The organism is Acinetobacter sp. ANC 5054 (genome assembly GCF_002135295.1).
Taxonomy (GTDB): domain Bacteria; phylum Pseudomonadota; class Gammaproteobacteria; order Pseudomonadales; family Moraxellaceae; genus Acinetobacter.
The window spans coordinates 1-20258 of the sequence record NZ_NEGG01000010.1 but is presented as its reverse complement, the minus strand read 5'-3'; the positions used below and the strand labels follow the sequence as shown (position 1 = coordinate 20258).

At 41.3% G+C, this 20258-nt stretch carries 17 protein-coding genes and 2 pseudogenes; 12 read left to right on the top strand and 7 right to left on the bottom strand.

The genetic code is table 11. From position 1 onward, the window contains the following. Positions 1-30: 30 nt before the first annotated feature. The 6 genes and pseudogenes from B9T33_RS10920 to B9T33_RS10895 form a co-directional block, all read right to left on the bottom strand. The gene (locus B9T33_RS10920) at positions 31-2283 is read right to left on the bottom strand and encodes a TonB-dependent hemoglobin/transferrin/lactoferrin family receptor (RefSeq protein ID WP_086178935.1); all 2253 of its coding nucleotides are present in this window, start codon (positions 2281-2283) and stop codon (positions 31-33) included. Between the two features lie 667 nt (positions 2284-2950). Next, entirely contained in the window at positions 2951-3220 is a 270-nt protein-coding gene (locus B9T33_RS10915; RefSeq protein WP_086178934.1) for a hypothetical protein, read from the bottom strand. After that, positions 3220-4170: pseudogene (locus B9T33_RS10910) on the bottom strand (RHS repeat domain-containing protein); the annotation flags it as partial. The gene B9T33_RS10915 and the pseudogene B9T33_RS10910, both read right to left, overlap by 1 nt. 253 nt (positions 4171-4423) lie before the next feature. Continuing rightward, positions 4424-5659: a DcaP family trimeric outer membrane transporter gene (locus tag B9T33_RS10905; protein WP_086178932.1), complete on the bottom strand. Its 1236-nt coding sequence runs from the start codon at positions 5657-5659 to the stop codon at positions 4424-4426. A 126-nt stretch (positions 5660-5785) separates the two neighbouring features. After that, positions 5786-7162, bottom strand: coding sequence for an MFS transporter (locus tag B9T33_RS10900; RefSeq protein WP_086178931.1), 1377 nt, complete (start codon positions 7160-7162; stop codon positions 5786-5788). A gap of 323 nt (positions 7163-7485) precedes the next feature. Continuing rightward, on the bottom strand, positions 7486-8400 hold the full coding sequence (locus tag B9T33_RS10895) for a LysR family transcriptional regulator (RefSeq protein ID WP_086178930.1): 915 nt from the start codon (positions 8398-8400) through the stop codon (positions 7486-7488). A gap of 116 nt (positions 8401-8516) precedes the next feature. Between B9T33_RS10895 and B9T33_RS10890 the strand changes: the two genes are divergently transcribed. The 12 genes from B9T33_RS10890 (at position 8517) to pcaD (ending at position 19757) form a co-directional block, all read left to right on the top strand. Next, a complete protein-coding gene (locus tag B9T33_RS10890) occupies positions 8517-9626 on the top strand; it encodes a muconate/chloromuconate family cycloisomerase (protein ID WP_086178929.1) in 1110 nt (369 codons plus the stop codon). 26 nt (positions 9627-9652) lie between these two features. Then, entirely contained in the window at positions 9653-9943 is a 291-nt protein-coding gene (catC, locus tag B9T33_RS10885) for a muconolactone Delta-isomerase (protein ID WP_086178928.1), read from the top strand. Between the two features lie 139 nt (positions 9944-10082). After that, on the top strand, positions 10083-11003 hold the full coding sequence (gene catA / locus B9T33_RS10880; protein WP_086178927.1) for a catechol 1,2-dioxygenase: 921 nt from the start codon (positions 10083-10085) through the stop codon (positions 11001-11003). An 80-nt stretch (positions 11004-11083) separates the two neighbouring features. Beyond that, a complete protein-coding gene (gene benA / locus B9T33_RS10875; RefSeq protein WP_086178926.1) occupies positions 11084-12481 on the top strand; it encodes a benzoate 1,2-dioxygenase large subunit in 1398 nt (465 codons plus the stop codon). Further along, a complete protein-coding gene (benB, locus tag B9T33_RS10870; RefSeq protein ID WP_086178925.1) occupies positions 12478-12987 on the top strand; it encodes a benzoate 1,2-dioxygenase small subunit in 510 nt (169 codons plus the stop codon). Before benA ends, benB begins: the two co-directional genes overlap by 4 nt. A 90-nt stretch (positions 12988-13077) precedes the next feature. Continuing rightward, positions 13078-14094 carry a benzoate 1,2-dioxygenase electron transfer component BenC gene (gene benC, locus B9T33_RS10865; protein ID WP_086178924.1) on the top strand — a complete coding sequence of 339 codons (1017 nt, stop codon included), beginning with the start codon at positions 13078-13080 and terminating at the stop codon, positions 14092-14094. A 17-nt stretch (positions 14095-14111) separates the two neighbouring features. After that, complete coding sequence (gene benD, locus B9T33_RS10860) at positions 14112-14897, top strand: benzoate diol dehydrogenase BenD (RefSeq protein ID WP_086178923.1); 786 nt, start codon at positions 14112-14114, stop codon at positions 14895-14897. Between the two features lie 54 nt (positions 14898-14951). Further along, on the top strand, positions 14952-16181 hold the full coding sequence (gene benE, locus B9T33_RS10855; protein ID WP_086178922.1) for a benzoate/H(+) symporter BenE: 1230 nt from the start codon (positions 14952-14954) through the stop codon (positions 16179-16181). A gap of 46 nt (positions 16182-16227) precedes the next feature. Beyond that, entirely contained in the window at positions 16228-16899 is a 672-nt protein-coding gene (locus B9T33_RS10850; RefSeq protein WP_086178921.1) for a 3-oxoacid CoA-transferase subunit A, read from the top strand. A 15-nt stretch (positions 16900-16914) separates the two neighbouring features. Then, the gene (locus tag B9T33_RS10845; RefSeq protein WP_086178920.1) at positions 16915-17568 is read left to right on the top strand and encodes a 3-oxoacid CoA-transferase subunit B; all 654 of its coding nucleotides are present in this window, start codon (positions 16915-16917) and stop codon (positions 17566-17568) included. Between the two features lie 136 nt (positions 17569-17704). Then, positions 17705-18910 (top strand): 3-oxoadipyl-CoA thiolase, encoded by a 1206-nt coding sequence (pcaF, locus tag B9T33_RS10840; RefSeq protein ID WP_086178919.1) that lies wholly within the window; start codon positions 17705-17707, stop codon positions 18908-18910. Positions 18911-18977: 67 nt separating this feature from the next. Then, the gene (pcaD, locus tag B9T33_RS10835; RefSeq protein ID WP_086178918.1) at positions 18978-19757 is read left to right on the top strand and encodes a 3-oxoadipate enol-lactonase; all 780 of its coding nucleotides are present in this window, start codon (positions 18978-18980) and stop codon (positions 19755-19757) included. A 35-nt stretch (positions 19758-19792) separates the two neighbouring features. On the opposite strand, the pseudogene B9T33_RS16685 reads toward pcaD, so the two are convergent. Then, positions 19793-20010: pseudogene (locus tag B9T33_RS16685) on the bottom strand (hypothetical protein); the annotation flags it as partial. Between the last annotated feature and the right edge of the window lie 248 nt (positions 20011-20258).

Below are 20258 nucleotides of genomic sequence, written 5' to 3'. Positions count from 1 at the left end.
TTGCTGTGATCTCAGGTAATAGAAATAGGTTTAAAATTTATATTGAATGCTGGCAGTTACATTTCGTCCGGGTTCAGCAGAACGGTCAATCATTTCAGCTTTTTCTGTTGCATTGAGCGTTCCGACAGAAGCATAGTTCCAATAGGTTTTGTCAAAAATGTTATTCAAAGCCACATTGAGCTTAGTCTCTTTATTGATATTCCAATAGGCAGATAAATCCCACACCGCATATCCCGCAACTTTTTCATATTTCAGCTGTTCACCATTCGGTTGAAATGCACTTGCATCTAATTGCGCCTGCTTTGAACCCACAGCCGTTGCAGTTAAACCCAAGCCAAAGGTTTGATTTGGATCATCATAAGCAAACGTTAGACTACCTTTCTCTGGCTGTACCGAGTTCAGTCCAGTTTTTAAACCATCTTTATTTTTTGCCGTACCACGTGTTTTTCCTGCCACTAATGCAAGGCTAAAACCTTCTGAATTTTGTATAAATTGTCCAAGGTCAAGGCGAGCAGAGAGCTCACCACCCCAAATTTTCGCATCGGCAATGTTTTGCGCTTGATAAACCAAGAAATAGTTAGGAACTGAAACCTGTTTATAATCAATAAAGTCGCTATAAACGGTGTAAAAGCCCGTTAAGTCGAATTTTACGCCATCAATTGCGGTATTTTTTAAGCCAATTTCAAAAGCATCACTGGTTTCTTTTTCTAAATCAGAGTTACCTTTCACCAGATACGTTGCACCATTGGAGGTTTCATAAGATCCGCCCATTTCCATGGGTGATGGAATACGTGCACCGCGAGCATATTTAAAATAGCTATAATTTTCAGGTGTCAGTTGATATGCAGCTGTGAAACCCGGTGCTAAATATGTAAAGTCTTTTGATTCAATTTTAGAACCTGAATCTTCAGGTTTATATTGCTGATGCTCTACACGTAGTGAAGGTGTAAATGAAAGCTCTTTGTTATTTGGATAAAAACTGAATTGATCTGAAACATAAACTGCATATCGGTCCAAAGTTGAATCGGTTAAATATGTGCCAGTAAATGGAATTTTTTGTCCATTACTACGACTTTCTACGCGGTCACTTGAATAGGCTTTGTGATCATAGATCAGACCATATTTGAGTTTTTGTGCATCTAAATCTTTTTTTGCATCCAGCTTTATACCCGTACTGGTCTGCTCATAACTGTTTAAGAAATCTCGGATATAGGTTCCAGTATCATAAATCGTACGTGTTTCATTTTCCGATTTCTGATGCCACAGCTTGGTACTTAATTTATCAAATAAAGATAGCTGTGTTGGCTTGTAGATATCTTCAATCGAAAATGTACTACGTTGAATTTTTTGATGCTGGGTTGCAGTATCTGTTTTAAACGCAATAAATGCAGATACATCCATCCCCAGTGTATCTGCTTCTTTTTGATAGATATCTGCAGTCAGATTAAGTTGATGTTCATCGTTCATTTCCCAGCTAAAATTGGCAAGTGCAGCATCTTGTTGCCAATCTGTTTTAAATGCCTTGGTTTTAGAATTTCCATTGGTTTCATGACCATCACGGTGTGCATAAGCAACTAGAGCTTTAACTTGTTCATTCCCGACTGCACCAGTGACCGATGCCAACCAAGAATCATCGGCAGAGCTATAGCCAGCTTTGGCAGCACCTGCGAGGGTTTCTCCATGTTTTAAATAGTCATGGGGTGATTTGTTTTTAAACGATACGCGACCACCCACACCATCGGTTGATGCATCTGTTGTACCTGAAACAATATCTACTGCATTCAGCATTTCAGGCTCAATATAATCACGTCCTGCACCACGCTTATTCATACTTGCAGGTGGCATATACGGACTGATCGCGGCTTCAGCCAAATCAACACCATCAATATCTAATCCAATTCGATTGGCATCCAAACCACGAATGTTATAACTACTGGTGCCAGCACTATCAATATATGTACCGCCACCATATACAGAAAATGGCGCTTGAACTAAGGGCAAATATTTCACTATATCAGCCATATCCTGCACACCCGTTTGATCCATACTGTCACGGTTGATGCTGGTCACCGATGCCGCAGTATTTTCCGCTTGCTCTGCATATACAGTAATCACAGGCAATGTTACCGCTGTCTTAAATCCAGTTTTTTCCTCTTGGACGGTTTCCGCGAATGTGTGACCTCCCCCCATAATCGCAGCTAAACATAATGTTAAGTGGCTTGGTTTTAACAACGTCAATCCAATTTTCTTGGTCAACAAGCAATTATTTATTTGATGATCCATCACGACATCCCACACAAAAGATAATAATAATCATTCAACTTATCTACCCATAAATTTACCCCTATAGCGCACACGCTAAGGGGCTCAATAAATGGATGATATTTTATAAATGCGAATCATAATCATTTGTATTAAACTTTACAATACTTTACCTTGTTATTTTCCCACATTAAATATTTTATATTTATTTTTATATTACAAATACTTGCCTATATTTAAGATTTAATGACATGATTTTGATGTGAATTTTTAATAAATTATTTCGACTCGATTAGGAAATTTAGCATCAACCTTATGCCTAACAACCAATACATTTGGAGTTTTAGAAGTGAAACGCCCTACTGGAGTGAAAAATAGTGATAGTGGTTGTAATGAAGCCCTGTTTCTTGATCCTTGCACTTCAGTTTGAGCAGTACTCTAACTTTGCTCATGTACCTTGGAAACGAATGTTATTACAAATGATTTCTGAGTTTTCAAAGAAATTCGACTTAGTTTTTTCAACCTTACACTCACCCCAAGCAAGGTAACTCACTTTCCAAATTAGTTTCCGTTTCTGATTGTCTAATTGAATAATTAAGTGATAGGATCAAAAATTTATTAAATAAGAACTTAGAGTTATCCATAATTTAAATATAGATAACTCCGAATATTTATTTATGAAATTTAATTATTCATACATTGTAGCTGCTAATAAAATTTTAGCGAAAATTTTCCAATCGAGCTGATTTTTATTAATTTTTTCTAGTGTGTCAAAATCTTTCATATTTTCAAAATAACCCTCCATATCATCCACCCAACTATTAACACCTTCAAGATAATCAGCTAAATTATTATTCTCCCATTTATTTAATGAAAGATCCTCCATTAGAATTTGTGTAAATTCTAAAAAATCCTCTTTAGTACTTATTTTTTCAACTGCTTCGTTCAACTTATTCACTATTTCACCACCGTAGATTGACCATTGCCTAATTTTAACTTCATTGAATTTCCACCATTTTTAGTCGACATTTTCCACATTTGTTGGTCTACTTCTTGAGCAGAAGCCCAAGTGATCGGCATACATTTCTTCGCCAATTTAAACGCAGCAAGACGCCTATGATCTAATGTCCAAATTTTACCTGAATTATCCTTCCATACTTTTGCTCTCAATACATTTGCATCTAAAGTTCCATTCTTAAGGGATTTAGCATTGCCTAAAACAGTATAATCACCAGTCTGATTCTTCGCACTACTTTGCATGAAATGAACACTTGAAGGATCTATAGTCCCAGCTGGGCAATTCAATGGACAATTACTACTCAATCCAAGCGGATCAGTCCACCCTATTGCATTTATTCCATAAGCATAAACATTCAATCCACCTAAAAGTCCTATTGGGTCTTTACTTATAAAACGCCCCACATAAGGTGAATAATATCTGTAGCGGTTGTAATGCAAACCTGTTTCTAAATCAAAATACTGTCCTTGAAAACGAATGTTATTTGAAATAATTTCAGAATTTTCAAAGAAATTGGATTTAGCTTTTTCAGGCTTACACTCGCCCCAAGCAAAATAATTGGCTTTCCAAATGATCGCACCCGTATGCTCAGTCATTTCCTGTGGCGTACCCAAATGATCACAGTGGTAAAACCATACATCATTCCAATCTTTAGCCTTCTTACTCATTTTCCACAATGGATCACGTTGTAGGCTATAAGGCTTATTTGACCAGTCAGGGGATTGATGAAGCTCAATGCCTTCTGTATAAACTGCTTGGACTAATGGAACAAATGAACCTTTCTCGTATACATAGTGCTTGGTCACTTGATCATTGGATTCATAGGCTAAAGTATTCACCTCATATCCATAAATCACATTTTGCTCATTATCTGTTTGATGATGTTGATTAAATTTACTTGTTTTAAAAATAAAAAATTTAATACGGATAAGTCGACTCGAATTAACGACCTCTACGATGTCAACGTAGATATTGTCCTACGTATTTCGAAATACTTAAAATCGATAGTGCGGCATGGAGTTAAAATATTGTTTATTGAACTTAATTTTTTATAAAACAATAGGTAAATATCCAAATGACAATTTAAGAATCAAAATCTGAAACTTAAATTGCCATTTTTACATTTACCTATTTTGAATAATTTTAAAAATTGTACATTGCTACGGCATTTACACGGTTATCTTCACCTTTAGTACTACCGTTTGGTGCGGCACCAAATGCTTCACGTTCACCGTAGACATATTCCAGCCCTAAGCTGATGGGCTTTGTTGGGCTATAAAATACATTGGCCCATGCTTGCCATAAGTCTTTATTAATTTTGGTTTTATCTGCAAAAGCATTGATATAACGATTATTTTTATCTGCCTTCATGTAGCCATAGCCCAAAGTTCCACGCAGTTGTGCGTTAAATTGTTGGGTGATGCCTAAAGTAATTGAATCGAATTCATTACTTGCAATAATATCTTTATCCGCATTCGTGACAAAACCTGAGTTGGCCCACGATACAAAACTGCTGTCGCCTTTTACATGGTAGTAATCTGCTTTCACTACGGTTTGATCACTAAGATCCAATTTTGCGCCCAGTCCTAGACCCCATGCTGTTTCAGTGTCTGCATCAGTTTTCTTTTCTGTTGCCATTGCACGTGCGCTGACTGCCAATGTATCGCTAAATTTATGATTTAAACGGGCAGTCAATGCAGGCAAACGCATATTGGAACTATCATCTTTTGAATCTTCTGCTGCCACAACTAAATTTGTAGCAGGATCAAATTTATAGCTATAGCGCACTTGCGGTGTACGCTTTACTGCCCCCCCTACATAGCCTAATGCATCAATCGTTTCGGGCATATAATCGGGTACGGCAAAGTTTGACCATGTTTGTCCGATCAGCCAATTATCATAAGTTAAATAGGCATGGCGAATACGCAAACTATCATTTGCCCCTAAAAAATCGACTTCAATTTTACCGCCCACATCACCTGCCTGAGTTGGAGTTTTAAAATCCAATCCTAAACGTGTAGCTGCCAGTGATGCTTTTAAACGGTCAGAACTTTCCCCATTGCCATCTAAAGGTACAGAACTAATTTGGTTATATAGGCGTGAAGCACTGCCGCCTTCAGATTGATACAGTGCATCGGCACGGACGTTACCATAAATACTCAATTCTGCGCCGCCTTTGGTTTTTAAAGCTAACCCTTCGGTTTTAATGGCAGGTGTAGACGCTTGTACAGCAACGAATTCAGATTTTGCTTTAACCTCTGTGCGCAGTTGTTCTACTTCTGCTTCAGATGCTGGTGCAGCTTGTGTGACAGCAGGCAATGCAATCATGCAGGCCAATGTTAAGGGTTTAAGCATAAAGTTTAAAAATTGAGTGTTCATCCTGACCTCTCTGGGCTAAACCCGTTCCTTTTTTACAGTTTTTAGATACAGCATTTCTCTAGCCCTTATATATATGCATAAGGGTTTTGAGGATTTTAAAGATTGAAGGGTTTTTAAATGTGTCGCTTAATTCGTAGCGCTTTTTATGGCTGTGCCTTTGATCGGTAGCCCTTGCTCTTCTTTTTTAACGCCTTCCACAGACGCTTTTAAATTCACAAGGAATACAGCTATAGCTGCTATAGCGCCTGGAATGGCAATCGCTAGAAAATTCATTTGGTGCGGCAATTCAAGCGTAAGTAATGCGCCTGTCAGTACAGGACCTACAATTGCGCCAATTCGTCCAATCCCTGATGCCCAGCCCATGCCTGTAGAACGTACTGCAGCTGGATAAAATTGTGCGACAAAAGTATAGAGTAAAATTTGAGAACCGATCGTTGCTGCGCCAGCTAAAGCAATTAAGGTATACAGTACGGCTTGCGGACTATTAAAACCAAGCAGCACCAAAGCAATTGCACCAACAGTAAACATAATGCTGAGTACTGGTTTTAGATGGAATTTATCTGCCAAAACACCACCGCCAATCGCGCCAATCATCCCGCCAATATTCAAGGCAAAGAGGAATAGCATACTTGCACCTAATGAATAGCCAGCCTGAATCATGAGTTTTGGTAACCAGCTACCTAGCGCATATACCATCAATAAGCACATAAAAAATGCAATCCAAAACATGACTGTACTAAAGGTTCGGCCTTGCTGGAACAGTGCTTTTAAAGGCGCTTCATCTCCAGCGGTTGCTTCATTCTGTGTAAATGTCGTTTGTGCTGTAACATTCTGTTCTGGTGCAATTTTTTGAACAATCGCACGAACTTTTTCGGTTTCGCCTTTATTGGTCAAAAACATCAGCGACTCAGGTAGAAACTTCCAAATAATGGGCAATGCTAAAAATGGAATCCCTGCAATATAAAACATGATCTTCCAGCCATAATCGGTAACTAGCCATGCGCCCAATAATGCAGAAGTCATACCACCAATGGCATATCCACTAAACATCAAAGCCACTAAGGTACTGCGGATGCGTTTTGGTGCATATTCTGTCATTAACGCAACGACGTTTGGCATCACACCGCCAATACCTAAACCTGCGAGAAATCGTAAAATACCGAATTCGACAGGGTTCGTTGCAAACGCGCCTAAAAATGTAAAACCACTGAAAATGGCGACGCAAATCATAATGGTTTTTTTACGGCCTAACTTATCTGACAGCGTTCCAAAGGACATGGCACCAAACATCATGCCGAACAATGCGGTACTGGCCAGCATGCCTGCCTGTACCGCAGAAAGTGACCATTCCTGCATCAGCAATGGCAATGCAACGCCATAAATGACTAAATCGTAGCCATCAAAAATAATAATTAAAAGACACCAAATGAGTACGCCCCAATGGAAAGGCTTAAATTTTGCTTCATCAATCACATGGTTGATATTTATAGATTGGGTGTTCATGCTCGCCTCCTGCTTGCGATGTTCCTTGCAGGAGAAACAATGAAGCAAAGGGGTTTTATGTCCAAAACCGATTAGCTCTAAATTTATACCTTTTTAGTCGGTTTTAAAAAATTATTTATATATAGCAAATAGTTAAAACAGTATTTATATTTTAAAAAGTGTTTAAAATAATGCAATTTAAGCATTTTTGGCTTATTTTTAAGCATAAAAAAGCGAATTTAAGACTTTCGCTTAAATTCGCTATAACTTTAATATTTACATGATTTTTATTGTTTTATTAAGCTGTGAAGAATTGCATTTTTTTAATAAAATTTCGCCTAAAGCTAGATCACCGCTCGATCGTATTTAATTGCTTCTAAATCATAGACTTGATAAATACTATCAAATAGAGAGCGGATATATTCACTTTCATCCATAGAGCGTATCGCTAAGAAAATTGGACTGACAGCAGCGTTATCTAATATCGGAATATAATTTAAATGTGAAAACTGAATGGTGCGTGCGCTGGCTGGCACAATACACATCCCTTCTCCTGCCGCCACCAGACCTAAAGCAAGCTGAATTTCACGAACTTCCTTTAAGTTCTTTGGGTCAAGTCCATGTTCTGAAAACAACTGACGGACTTGAGTAGTGAAATTTGGTTTAGGCATACTTGGGTACAAAAATAAATTTTCATCTACAATGTCGGCTAAATACACTCCTTCTTTTTGTTGCGAAAAAGGATGGCTGCTATGTGCAGCTAGCATTAAGGGTTCTTCACGTAACAACACACGTCTAATCGCGGGGTCTGAAATACGCAAACGGCCAAATCCGACATCAATTCTTCCTTCTTTTAATGCCGAAATTTGATCTTTGGTACTCATCTCAATCAATTCAATTTTTAGATTTGGATGCTGCTGACGGAATAAATAAATAATTTTTGGCAAAAAGCCATAAAGCAAAGATCCTACAAAACCCATGGTAATGGTTTTTTCGACTAAACCAATGCGCTGGGTCATGGTTTTAATTTCTTCAGCATTAGACAAAAGTTTAACTGCGTGCTGATAAAAAAATTGACCTGCTTCCGTAGTCTTAAGTGGGCGGCTGCCGCGTTCAAAAAGTTGAATGCCAAGCTCTGCTTCAAGGTTCTGAATTTGGCGGCTTAACGGTGGCTGAGCAATAAAAAGCTTTTCTGCGGCTTTGGTAAAACTTTGCTCCTCTACCACTGCTGCATAATAACGAAGGTGCCTGAGTTCCATTTCAATCCATACCTTTTAAATATAAAAAAATGCAAATTTGATCTTCGACAGTCAAATATTATTCTTTTAAGGTATATCACATCAAGTACACAACGCAAGGTTGCGAAGAGTCAAAGATGTATAAATCCATTGAAACACTGCTTGTCGAAATTCCTACAATTCGCCCTCATAAGATGGCGGTTGCGACAATGCAAACACAAACCCTCGTTTTGATTAAAGTCACAACAGAAGATGGATTTATCGGTTGGGGCGAAGCGACCACGATTGGCGGTTTAGGCTACGGTGAAGAAAGTCCAGAAAGCATAAAAACCAATATTGAAACTTATTTTGCGCCACTGATGAAATCGCTGCAGGGTTTAAATGTCGCGAAAACTATGCAAATCATTAAGCGTAATATCAACGGCAACCGTTTTGCTAAATGTGCCATTCAAACGGCTTTATTAGATATTCAAGCGCAGCGTGTTGGCTTGCCAGTCAGTGAGCTGCTTGGCGGGCGTCTGCGTGACAGTGTACCTGTGCTTTGGGTGCTAGCTTCTGGAAATACAGATAAAGATATTGCTGAAGCGCAAAAAATGATTGAGGCAAAACGCCACAATATTTTCAAATTAAAAATTGGTTCACGCCCTGTAGAAGCAGATGTTGAGCATGTACTGGCAATCAAAAAAGCTTTAGGTGCAGATATTTCAATCCGAGTAGATGTGAACCGCGCTTGGTCAGAATTAGAAGCAATCAAAGGTATTCAATTACTGCAAGATGGCGGCGTTGATCTGATTGAACAGCCCTGCGCAATTGACAATATTGATGCTATGCAGCGTTTAACCCGTAAGTTTGATATTGCCATTATGGCTGATGAATCACTGATGGGACCAAACAGCGCTTATCACCTAGCAAAACGCAATGCAGCCTCTGTTTTTGCAGTAAAGGTCGCTCAATCAGGCGGATTAAGCGAAGGCTGTGAAGTTGCCAAAATTGCCAAATTGGCAGGTATAGACCTGTATGGCGGCACCATGCTGGAAGGCCCAGTCGGCACTATCGCATCTGCACATGCATTTACAACATTTGAAAGCCTTGCTTACGGCACAGAACTTTTTGGCCCGCTGCTGCTAACAGAGGACATTTTAAAAACACCGCTTCAATACCAAAACTTTGAATTGGCAGTCCCTAAAACTGCGGGCCTAGGTATTGAACTGGATGAAGATAAGATTGACAACTTGCGCCGTAAATAAGCGTTAAGAATTAACAGGAGTTTCACATGCTTTTTCAAGTACGTATGGACGTGAATATTCCGCTGGATATGCCTGCGGAAACAGCCAATGAGATTAAGGCAGTCGAAAAAGCCTATTCACAAGATCTGCAAAACAAGGGTAAATGGCGCCACATTTGGCGTATTACTGGACAATATTCAAACATCAGCATTTTTGATGTTGAAAGCAATGAAGAATTGCACAGCATTTTACAAGGTTTACCACTTTACCCTTACATGAAGATTGAAGTCATGGCGTTAAATCGTCATCCATCTTCGGTACGCAGTGACGACAGCTAAGGAGCAGCTGTTGATGTAGTTAGAGCCTGAAAACAGGCTGCTAAAAATTAAATGTTTTGAAACAAGGATTATGGCAGCTAAGTGAAATCTTCTTTCACTCCAGCCACCTGAATATATTGCATACTTAAGGAGCATTAGTATGAACCGTCAAGAAATTGATGCACTCGTTAAACAAATGAATGTAGACACTGCAACTGGACCTGTAGACGCACGTATACAGCAAATTACTGTACGTTTGCTGGGTGATTTATTCCAAGCCATTGAAGACTTGGATATTTCACAATCAGAGCTATGGAAAGGCCTTGAATACTTTACAGATGCGGGCCAAGCCAACGAATTGGGGCTTTTGGCAGCTGGTTTAGGCTTAGAACATTATCTTGATTTACGTGCTGATGAAGCGGATGCCAAAGCAGGCATTACAGGCGGTACGCCACGTACGATTGAAGGCCCACTTTATGTTGCAGGCGCACCAGAAACAGTTGGCTTTGCCCGTATGGATGATGGTTCTGAAGCTGGAAAAATTCCAACATTGTTTATTGAAGGCACAGTTACCGATACAGAAGGCAATGTTATTGAAGACGCTAAAGTTGAAATTTGGCATGCCAACAGCTTAGGCAACTATTCATTCTTTGATAAATCTCAGTCTGATTTTAACCTGCGCCGTACCATTCTTGCAGATCAAGACGGTCAATATGTAGCTCAAACCACTATGCCAGTGGGCTATGGCTGCCCGCCTGAAGGCACAACTCAGTTTGTATTAAACAAATTAGGACGTCACGGCAACCGCCCTTCTCACGTGCATTACTTTGTTTCCGCGCCGGGCTACCGCAAGCTGACCACTCAATTCAATATTGAAGGCGACAAATATCTTTGGGACGACTTTGCATTTGCAACTCGTGACGGTTTAGTCGCGACTGCTGTAGATGTGACAGATGCTGCAGAACTGGAACGCCGCGGCCAGAAAGAAGCGTTTAAACACATTACTTTTAATGTGGAATTGGTGAAAGACCAATCAGTAGCGCCATCGACAGAAGTTGATCGTCGCCGCGCTAGCGCTTAATACTCTCAAAGGAAACTCAGATGTCAGTTCCATGACTTCTGAGTGGCTCCCCTAATAAGTTGGAAAATCGGAGAACGGACATGCCTCGTATTCCAGTAATTAACACCTGCCATCTTGATCGTATTGACGAGCTTTTAGTTGACGATTTTGAAAGCGGTGAATTTAAACTTCATCGTTCTGTATTTACAGATCAAGCCCTTTTTGATTTAGAGATGAAATACATCTTTGAAGGTAACTGGGTGTACTTGGCACACGAAAGCCAAATTCCAAATAATAACGATTTCTACACCACACATATTGGCCGTCAGCCCATCATCATTGCGCGTAACCGCCAAGGTGAACTGAATGCCATGATTAACGCCTGCTCACACCGCGGCGCACAGCTTTGCCGTCATAAAAAAGGCAACAAAGCAACCTATACCTGCCCATTCCACGGCTGGACATTTAATAACTCAGGTAAGTTGCTAAAAGTTAAAGATCCATCAGAAGCGGGCTATTCAGACTGCTTTAACCAAGACGGTTCGCATGACTTAAAAAAAGTCGCACGTTTTGAAAGTTATAAAGGCTTTTTATTTGGTAGCCTCAACCCTGATGTTCCATCACTTGAAGAATTTCTAGGTGAAACCACAAAAATTATTGACATGATTGTTGGCCAATCTGATCAAGGCCTAGAAGTACTTCGCGGTTCATCTACTTATACCTATGAAGGCAACTGGAAACTGACTGCAGAAAATGGTGCAGACGGTTATCACGTTTCTGCGGTTCATTGGAACTATGCGGCAACTACTCAGCATCGTAAAGAAGCACAGGCTGCTGATAATATCCGCGCTATGAGCGCAGGTTCTTGGGGCAAGCAAGGCGGCGGATCATACGGTTTTGAACATGGCCACATGCTGCTTTGGACGCAATGGGCAAACCCTGAAGACCGTCCAAACTTTGTTAAAGCGGATGAATATACCGAAAAATTTGGCGCGCCAATGTCTAAATGGATGATTGAGCGTTCACGTAACCTTTGCCTATACCCAAACGTATATTTGATGGACCAGTTTGGTTCGCAAATTCGAGTGCTTCGCCCACTTTCAGTCAATAGAACTGAAGTGACGATTTACTGTATTGCGCCTGTGGGAGAAGAGCCTGAAGCTCGCGCACGCCGTATCCGCCAGTATGAAGACTTCTTTAATGCTTCAGGCATGGCAACACCAGATGATCTAGAAGAATTCCGTGCTTGCCAAGCGGGCTATGCGGGTATTGAACTGGAATGGAACGATATGTGCCGCGGTTCAAAACATTGGATTCAAGGCCCAGACGATGCAGCCAATGAAATCGGTTTAAAACCTGTGCTCAGCGGCATTAAAACGGAAGATGAAGGTTTATATCTTGCGCAGCATCAATATTGGCTGCATATGATGAAACACGCGATTCAAGCAGAAAAAGACTTAGCGGAATTAGAAGCTAAAGCTATGGGAGAAAGTGCATGAATGCAGCCGTGCAGCAAGATGCCGTAACGCTTGAAGCAATCTCTCAGTTTTTGTATCGCGAAGCGCGTTTTTTGGACGATGAACAGTGGGATGACTGGGTAAATTGCTATGCACCTTCTGCATCATTTTGGATGCCTGCTTGGGACGATGACGACAAACTCACCCAAGACCCTCAGTCAGAAATTTCACTAATTTACTACCCTGACCGTCAAGGTTTAGAAGATCGCGTGTTCCGTATTAAAACAGAACGCTCCTCTGCAACCATGCCAGACACCCGCACCAGCCACAACATTTGTAATATTGAAGTGGTTGAACGTGAAGGCAGCAAAGTGACCGTTCGATTTAACTGGAATACGTTGAGCTTCCGCTACAAAACCAATTACAGCTACTTTGGCATGTCACGCTATGAAATTGATTTTTCTGGTACTGAACCAAAGATTCTGAGCAAGTATGTTGTATTGAAAAACGATTATATCAACCAAGTGATTGATATTTATCACCTCTAAGACTGTTATTTACAGCAAGGTATACCTTTCGGCCAGAAGGACATTTGGCTGAAAGGCTTAGTTCCAAAGATTTATATAGGATATTCAGCCATGTCAAACCACAATGTTGCACTTCAATTTGAAGATGGCGTAACACGCTTTATTTCTGTTGCACAAGGTGAAACCTTATCGGATGCAGCCTACCGCCAAAAGATCAATATTCCTCTAGACTGTCGAGACGGTGCTTGCGGTACATGCCGTGCATTTTGTGAATCAGGTTCATTTGATATGCCTGAAGATAATTATATTGAAGACGCGTTAACACCTGAAGAAGCAGCTGAAGGCTATATTTTGGCATGCCAATGCAAACCAACCTCAGACGCAATATTCCAAATTCAGGCATCTTCTGATGTCTGCAAAACTGAAATCCACGAGTTTAAAGGCACACTTTCACGTGTAGAAAATTTGTCTGATTCGACCATTACTTTCGATATTCAGCTAGACGAAGGTCAGCCAGAAATTAACTTCTTGGCGGGTCAATATGTCAATGTAGGCATTCCTGGTACAGAAGAAACTCGTTCATATTCGTTTAGCTCTAAACCGGGCAACCGTTTGACTGGCTTTGTTGTACGTAATGTGCCAGAAGGCAAAATGAGCTCATTCCTTAGCGCCAATGCCAAAGCTGGCGATGTGATGAGTTTTAAAGGCCCGTTTGGTAGCTTCTACCTGCGTAATGTTGTACGACCTGTCGTTATGCTGGCTGGCGGTACAGGAATTGCGCCATTTATGTCGATGCTGCAAGTTTTAGAAGAAAAAGGTTCTGATCAGCCTGTACGTCTTGTCTTTGGCGTGACCAATGACTTTGACTTGGTTGCCCTAGAAAAGCTGAACGATTTACAAAATAAATTACCTTGGTTTGAATACCGTACCGTTGTTGCAAGCCCTGAATCTGCGCATGAACGTAAAGGCTATGTCACCAGTCATGTAGACAATGAATGGCTAAACGGCGGCGATGTTGATGTTTACCTCTGCGGCCCCGTACCGATGGTTGATGCTGTACGTGGATGGCTGGATTCTGCTGGCGTTAAACCAGCGAACTTCCTTTTTGAAAAATTCTCTGCAAATTAATTTTAGGAGTTTTTTCAATGTCGGATCGTCAAAGATTTTTAAATAAGGTCATTATTGTGACAGGTGCCGCACAAGGCATCGGCCGTGGTGTTGCATTGCAAGCGGCAAGCGAAGGCGCTCATGTGGTATTGGCAGATTTTTCTAACTATGTGTACGAGACCTTAGCAGAAATTGAGGCCAACAATGGTGATGCCATTGTGGTGAAAGCAAATTTAGAGACCTATACGGGAGCTGAAGCTGTTGCAGCCAAAGCCGTTGAAACTTATGGCCGAATTGATGGATTAATCAATAATGTCGGCGGTGCGATTTGGATGAAGCCATTCACCGAATTTAGCCCTGAAGAAATTGAAAAAGAAGTCAGCCGTTCACTATTTCCAACCATGTGGTGCTGCCATGCCGTATTGCCTGAAATGTTAAAAAATCAGTCTGGCGTGATTGTTAATGTATCGTCTATTGCCACTTGCGGCATTAACCGAATTCCTTATTCGGCCTCTAAAGGCGGCGTCAATGCATTAACCAAATCTTTAGCATTTTGCCATTCTAAAGATGGTATTCGTGTCAATGCAGTCGCAACTGGCGGTACAGAAGCACCACCGCGTAAAGTGCCACGTAACGCGAATCCACTATCCGATGCCGAAAAACAATGGATGCAAGAAGTTGTCGATCAAACCATTGACCGTACATTCCTTGGGCGTTACGGCACTATTCAAGAACAAGTGAATGCAATTCTATTCCTTGCTTCTGACGAATCTTCATATATGACTGGGACTGTAGTTCCCGTTGGCGGCGGTGATCAAGGTTAAAACTGATCGTTCATGACACAGGATCATTGATTTATCGGCATGGAGGCAAGAGCAATGGCGACCCTGTTAAAAATGCTTAAAGCGGATTGGTCTGTATCCGCTACGGTGGCAGGATTTTTAGCGGTTCTTATTTCATATTCAGGACCGCTGATTATTTTTTTCCAAGCTGCACAAAAGGCCCAAGTTGCGCCAGAAATGATGATTTCTTGGATTTGGGGCATTTCAATTGGTGCAGCAGCTGCAGGCATTTTTCTTTCTATTAAATACAAAGTACCAGTCATCACTGCTTGGTCTGCACCTGGCACTGCACTGCTGGTTACGCTGTTTCCGAATATTTCATTAAATGAAGCCGTTGCTGCCTATATCACAGCAGCTTTAGTCATTTTGTTTATTGGACTCAGTGGCTATTTTGACAAATTATTGAAATGGATTCCGCAGTCAATTGCAGCTGCGATGATGGCCGGCATTCTCTTTCAGTTTGGACTGGGATTATTTACATCTACAGATAGTATGCCGCTGATTGTCTTTGGCATGTTGCTGGTTTTTCTGATTTCAAAACGCCTGAATCCGCGTTACAGCATGGTGTGGGTTTTATTCGCAGGCGTACTGCTGAGTTTGTTTTTTGGAAAAATGAACCCAGTGTCCGTCAATTTCAGTCTGGCCATTCCACACTGGATTAGCCCTGAATGGACTCTAAATAGCATGTTGAATTTAGCCATTCCGCTCATTTTAGTCAGTTTGACGGGACAATTTTTACCGGGCATGGCCATTATGAAGCTCAGCGGTTATGACACCCCTGCCAAACCTATTATTACTGCAACCAGTATTGCCTCTTTGGCTGTCGCTTGTGTGGGCGGTATTACGATTGTTTTAGCGTCCATTACCGCAGCACTCTGTATGGGTAAAGATGCGCATGAGCTGAAAGATAAGCGCTATATCGCGGGGATTGCAAATGGTCTGTTCTACATTTTAGGCGGATTGTTCGCGGGCAGTATTGTCATGCTGTTCAGTCTCTTGCCTAAAGAGCTAGTTGCAGCACTTGCAGGCTTGGCCTTGCTTGGCGCAATTTCCACCAATATTTCTGTTGCCATGAAAGATGAATCTGAACGCGATGCTGCACTCATTACGTTTTTGGCAACAGCATCAGGTATGCATTTTTTAGGTTTAAGTTCAGTATTTTGGGGAATTTGTATCGGTATTATTGCCCATCTTTTATTGACTAAACCTAAGCAGCAAATTTCAGCAGTCACTGCACCTGCTGCACCTCAAATAGATTCTAAATAGTTTTTTGTTATGCATAACGCCACATTATTTGGCCTTAGGAACAATTATGATTGATAAAAGCACAGCTTCCTTAAAAGAAGCACTCTCCCAAATTAAATATGGTTCAACCATCATGATTGGCGGATTTGGCACAGCAGGTCAGCCTGCTGAACTCATTGATGGTCTGATTGAACTCGGTATTAAAGATTTAGTGATCGTCAATAACAACGCGGGTAATGGCGATTATGGCCTAGCCAAACTGCTGAAAGCAGGTGCTGTACGTAAAATCATTTGTTCTTTCCCGCGTCAGTCTGACTCTTGGGTATTTGATGAGCTTTACCGCGCTGGCAAAATTGAATTAGAGCTGGTGCCGCAAGGCAACTTGGCTTGCCGAATTCAAGCTGCTGGTATGGGTCTCGGTCCAATCTATACACCGACTGGTTTTGGTACTTTGCTTGCTGAAAGCAAACCGACTTTACATTATGAAGGCAAAGATTTCGTTTTAGAAAATCCAATCAAAGCGGACTTTGCCTTAATTAAGGCACATCAGGGCGACCGCTGGGGCAACTTGGTTTATAACAAATCTGCACGTAACTTTGGTCCAATCATGGCTATGGCGGCTGATGTGACTATTGCTCAAGTTGCAGAAGTAGTCGACCTTGGTGCTTTAGATCCAGAGCATATTATTACCCCAGGCATCTTTGTACAGCATGTTGTACAAGTGCAGCCAGCACAGTAAAACGAGGAGATCATGATGAGCTATTTAAAATTAAGCCGCGATCAAATCGCTGAACGTGTGGCACAAGATATTCCAGATGGCGCTTATGTCAATTTGGGTATTGGCCTGCCGACTAAAATTGCCAGCTATTTACCTTCAGATAAAGACGTATTTCTACACTCTGAAAATGGCCTATTGGCTTTTGGCCCACCTCCAGAAAAAGGTCAAGAAGACCCAGAGCTGATTAATGCGGGTAAAGAATTTGTCACCATGTTGACTGGCGGTGCATTTTTCCATCATGGTGACTCATTTGCCATGATGCGTGGTGGTCACTTAGATATTGCTGTACTTGGTGCATTCCAAGTGGCTGAAAATGGCGACTTAGCCAACTGGCATACAGGCGCTCCCGATGCAATCCCTGCGGTGGGCGGTGCAATGGACTTGGCTGTGGGTGCAAAGAAAGTATTTATCACCACAGATCATGTAACTAAAAAAGGCGAGCCTAAAATTGTCGCTGAATTAAGTTACCCTGCCACTGGCTTGAAATGCGTAGACCGCATTTATACCGACCTATGCGTCATTGATGTGACGCCTACAGGCATGACCGTGATTGAAAAAGTAGACGGTCTGAGCTTTGAGGAACTGCAGTCTATGACTGGTGCAAAGCTGGTGGATGGGACATTTAATTAATACAGAATGAATGATTAATCCCCCTAAATCCCCCTTTTTCAAAGGGGGACTTCCACATGATCAATTTGGGTTGTGGTTCTCCTCCCTTTTTTAAAGGGAGGTTGGGAGGGATTCAAAGGATTTGGAAATAAACAAAATGAAAAACGCATACATCATCGATGCTATTCGCACACCATTTGGACGTTATGCTGGTGGACTTGCACCAGTACGTGCAGATGATCTCGGCGCAGTGCCGATTAAAGCACTGATGCAACGCAATCCAACTATTAATTGGGAACAAGTAGATGATGTCATTTACGGCTGTGCCAACCAAGCAGGTGAAGACAACCGTAATGTCGGACGTATGTCTGTACTGTTGGCAGGACTTCCATATCAAGTACCTGCAACCACAGTAAACCGTTTATGCGGATCATCACTAGATGCCATAGCAATGGCCGCACGTGCAATCAAAGCCAACGAAGCAGATCTGATTATTGTAGGTGGCGTAGAAAGCATGTCGCGTGCACCCTTTGTCATGGGTAAATCGGACAGTGCATATGGCCGCAGTCAAAAGATTGAAGATACCACAATGGGGTGGCGCTTTATTAATCCAAAACTCAAAGACATGTATGGCGTAGAAACCATGCCGCAGACTGCGGAAAATGTTGCGGAACAGTTCAATATTAACCGTGCAGATCAAGACACCTTTGCATATAACAGTCAACAGCGCACCGCAGTAGCCCAAGCCAAAGGTTTTTTTAAAAACGAAATTATTGCGGTCAGCATACCTCAACGTAAAGGTGATGCCGTTATTGTTGATACAGATGAACACCCGCGTGCGTCAACCACACTCGAAGGTTTAAATAAACTCAAACCAGTAGTGAAGGCAGAAGGTACAGTCACTGCAGGTAATGCTTCAGGGATTAATGACGGTGCTGCGGCCCTACTCATTGCATCGGATGATGCCGTAGAAAAATATGGACTCAAAGCGCGTGCCAAAATTATTGGCGCAACCACGGTTGGTGTAGAGCCTCGCATCATGGGCTTTGGTCCAGCGCCTGCCATCAAAAAATTACTTGTTCAAACAGGCTTAACACTCGATCAGATGGATGTGATTGAGCTGAATGAAGCCTTTGCAGCACAGGCTTTAGCAGTGACTCGTGATCTTGGTCTAGAAGATGGATTGGCTAAAGTAAATCCAAATGGCGGTGCGATTGCTTTGGGACATCCACTCGGCGCATCGGGTGCACGTTTAGTCACAACAGCACTCAATCAACTGGAACAAACTGGCGGTCAATATGCGCTATGTTCAATGTGTATTGGTGTTGGACAAGGGATCGCTTTGATTATTGAACGTGTTTAATCCTCAATAAAAGTCCCCCTTATCAAAGGGGGATTTAGGGGGATTTATAAAATTAAGGATTCAAAACATGCCAAAATTTATTTCAAATGATGCTGAAATTAATTATGAAACATTTGGTGACAGTACCAAGCCTGCACTAATTTTTTCTAACTCGCTGGGCACCAAATTCAGTATGTGGAAGCCGCAAATCAATTTCTTTAAAAAAGAATATTTTATTGTGTGTTATGACACGCGCGGCCATGGTGCATCTAGCGCACCAAAAGGACCATACAACATAGAGCAGCTTGGAAATGATGTGATAAATCTACTAGATCATTTAAATATTGCCAAAGCTAGTTTTTGCGGTATATCCATGGGAGGAATGACAGGTCAATGGTTGGCCATTCATCATCCAGAACGCTTTAACCATGTTGTAGTCTGCAATACGGCGGCAAAAATCGGGCAAGAACAGGCTTGGAACGAGCGCGCAGCTTTAGTACGCGAACAAGGCCTAAAACCGATTGCCGAAACAGCAGCATTACGCTGGTTTACCGAACCCTTTATCCGAAGCAACGCAGCAATTGTAGAATCTTTAAGTAACGACCTTGGTGCTGGCAGCCCAGAAGGTTATGCAAGCTGCTGTGAAGCTTTGGCTAAAGCGGATGTTCGTGAACAGCTTAAAAACATCACTGTGCCAATGTTGGTGGTTGCAGGTCAAAAAGACCCTGTGACGACTGTGGCCGATGCGCAATACATTATTAACAATGTACGAAGCAGCTCCTTATTTGAAATTAATGCATCTCATATTTCCAACCTAGAGCAACCGAAAGCATTTTGTCAGGCACTTAAAGGTTTTATTAGCATTTGAGTTTATCGCTAATAAATATAATTACATAGCAATCATCCTAAAGGCTTTATCGGATCTTTATAAATTAAGCGTCTTAAATAAGGCGAATAATAACGATAGCGATTGTAATGCAGTCCTGTGTATTGATTCTTGTGCTTCAGACAGAGCAATGCTCTGTCTTTGCTCATGCACCTTGGAAACGAATGTTATTGCTGCTAATTTCTGAGTTTTCAAAGAAATTGGATTTAGCTTTTTCTGCTTTACACTTATCCCATTCATAGTTTAATCATTAGATCTCTTTCATAAATCAAAAAACGATCTACATTTTGCTGATTATCTGTACCAAACAATCTTAAATTATCATGCATAATATGCGGATGAAATACATTGATTCAAAGAAGCTTTCTGAAACCCAGTTTAAGCGATACACAGGCATCTCATGGTCAACCCTTTATTTAATGGTTGAGCAATTGCGCAAGCATATTCTAGTGAAAGGCAGGCCACCCAAATTGAGCATAGAGG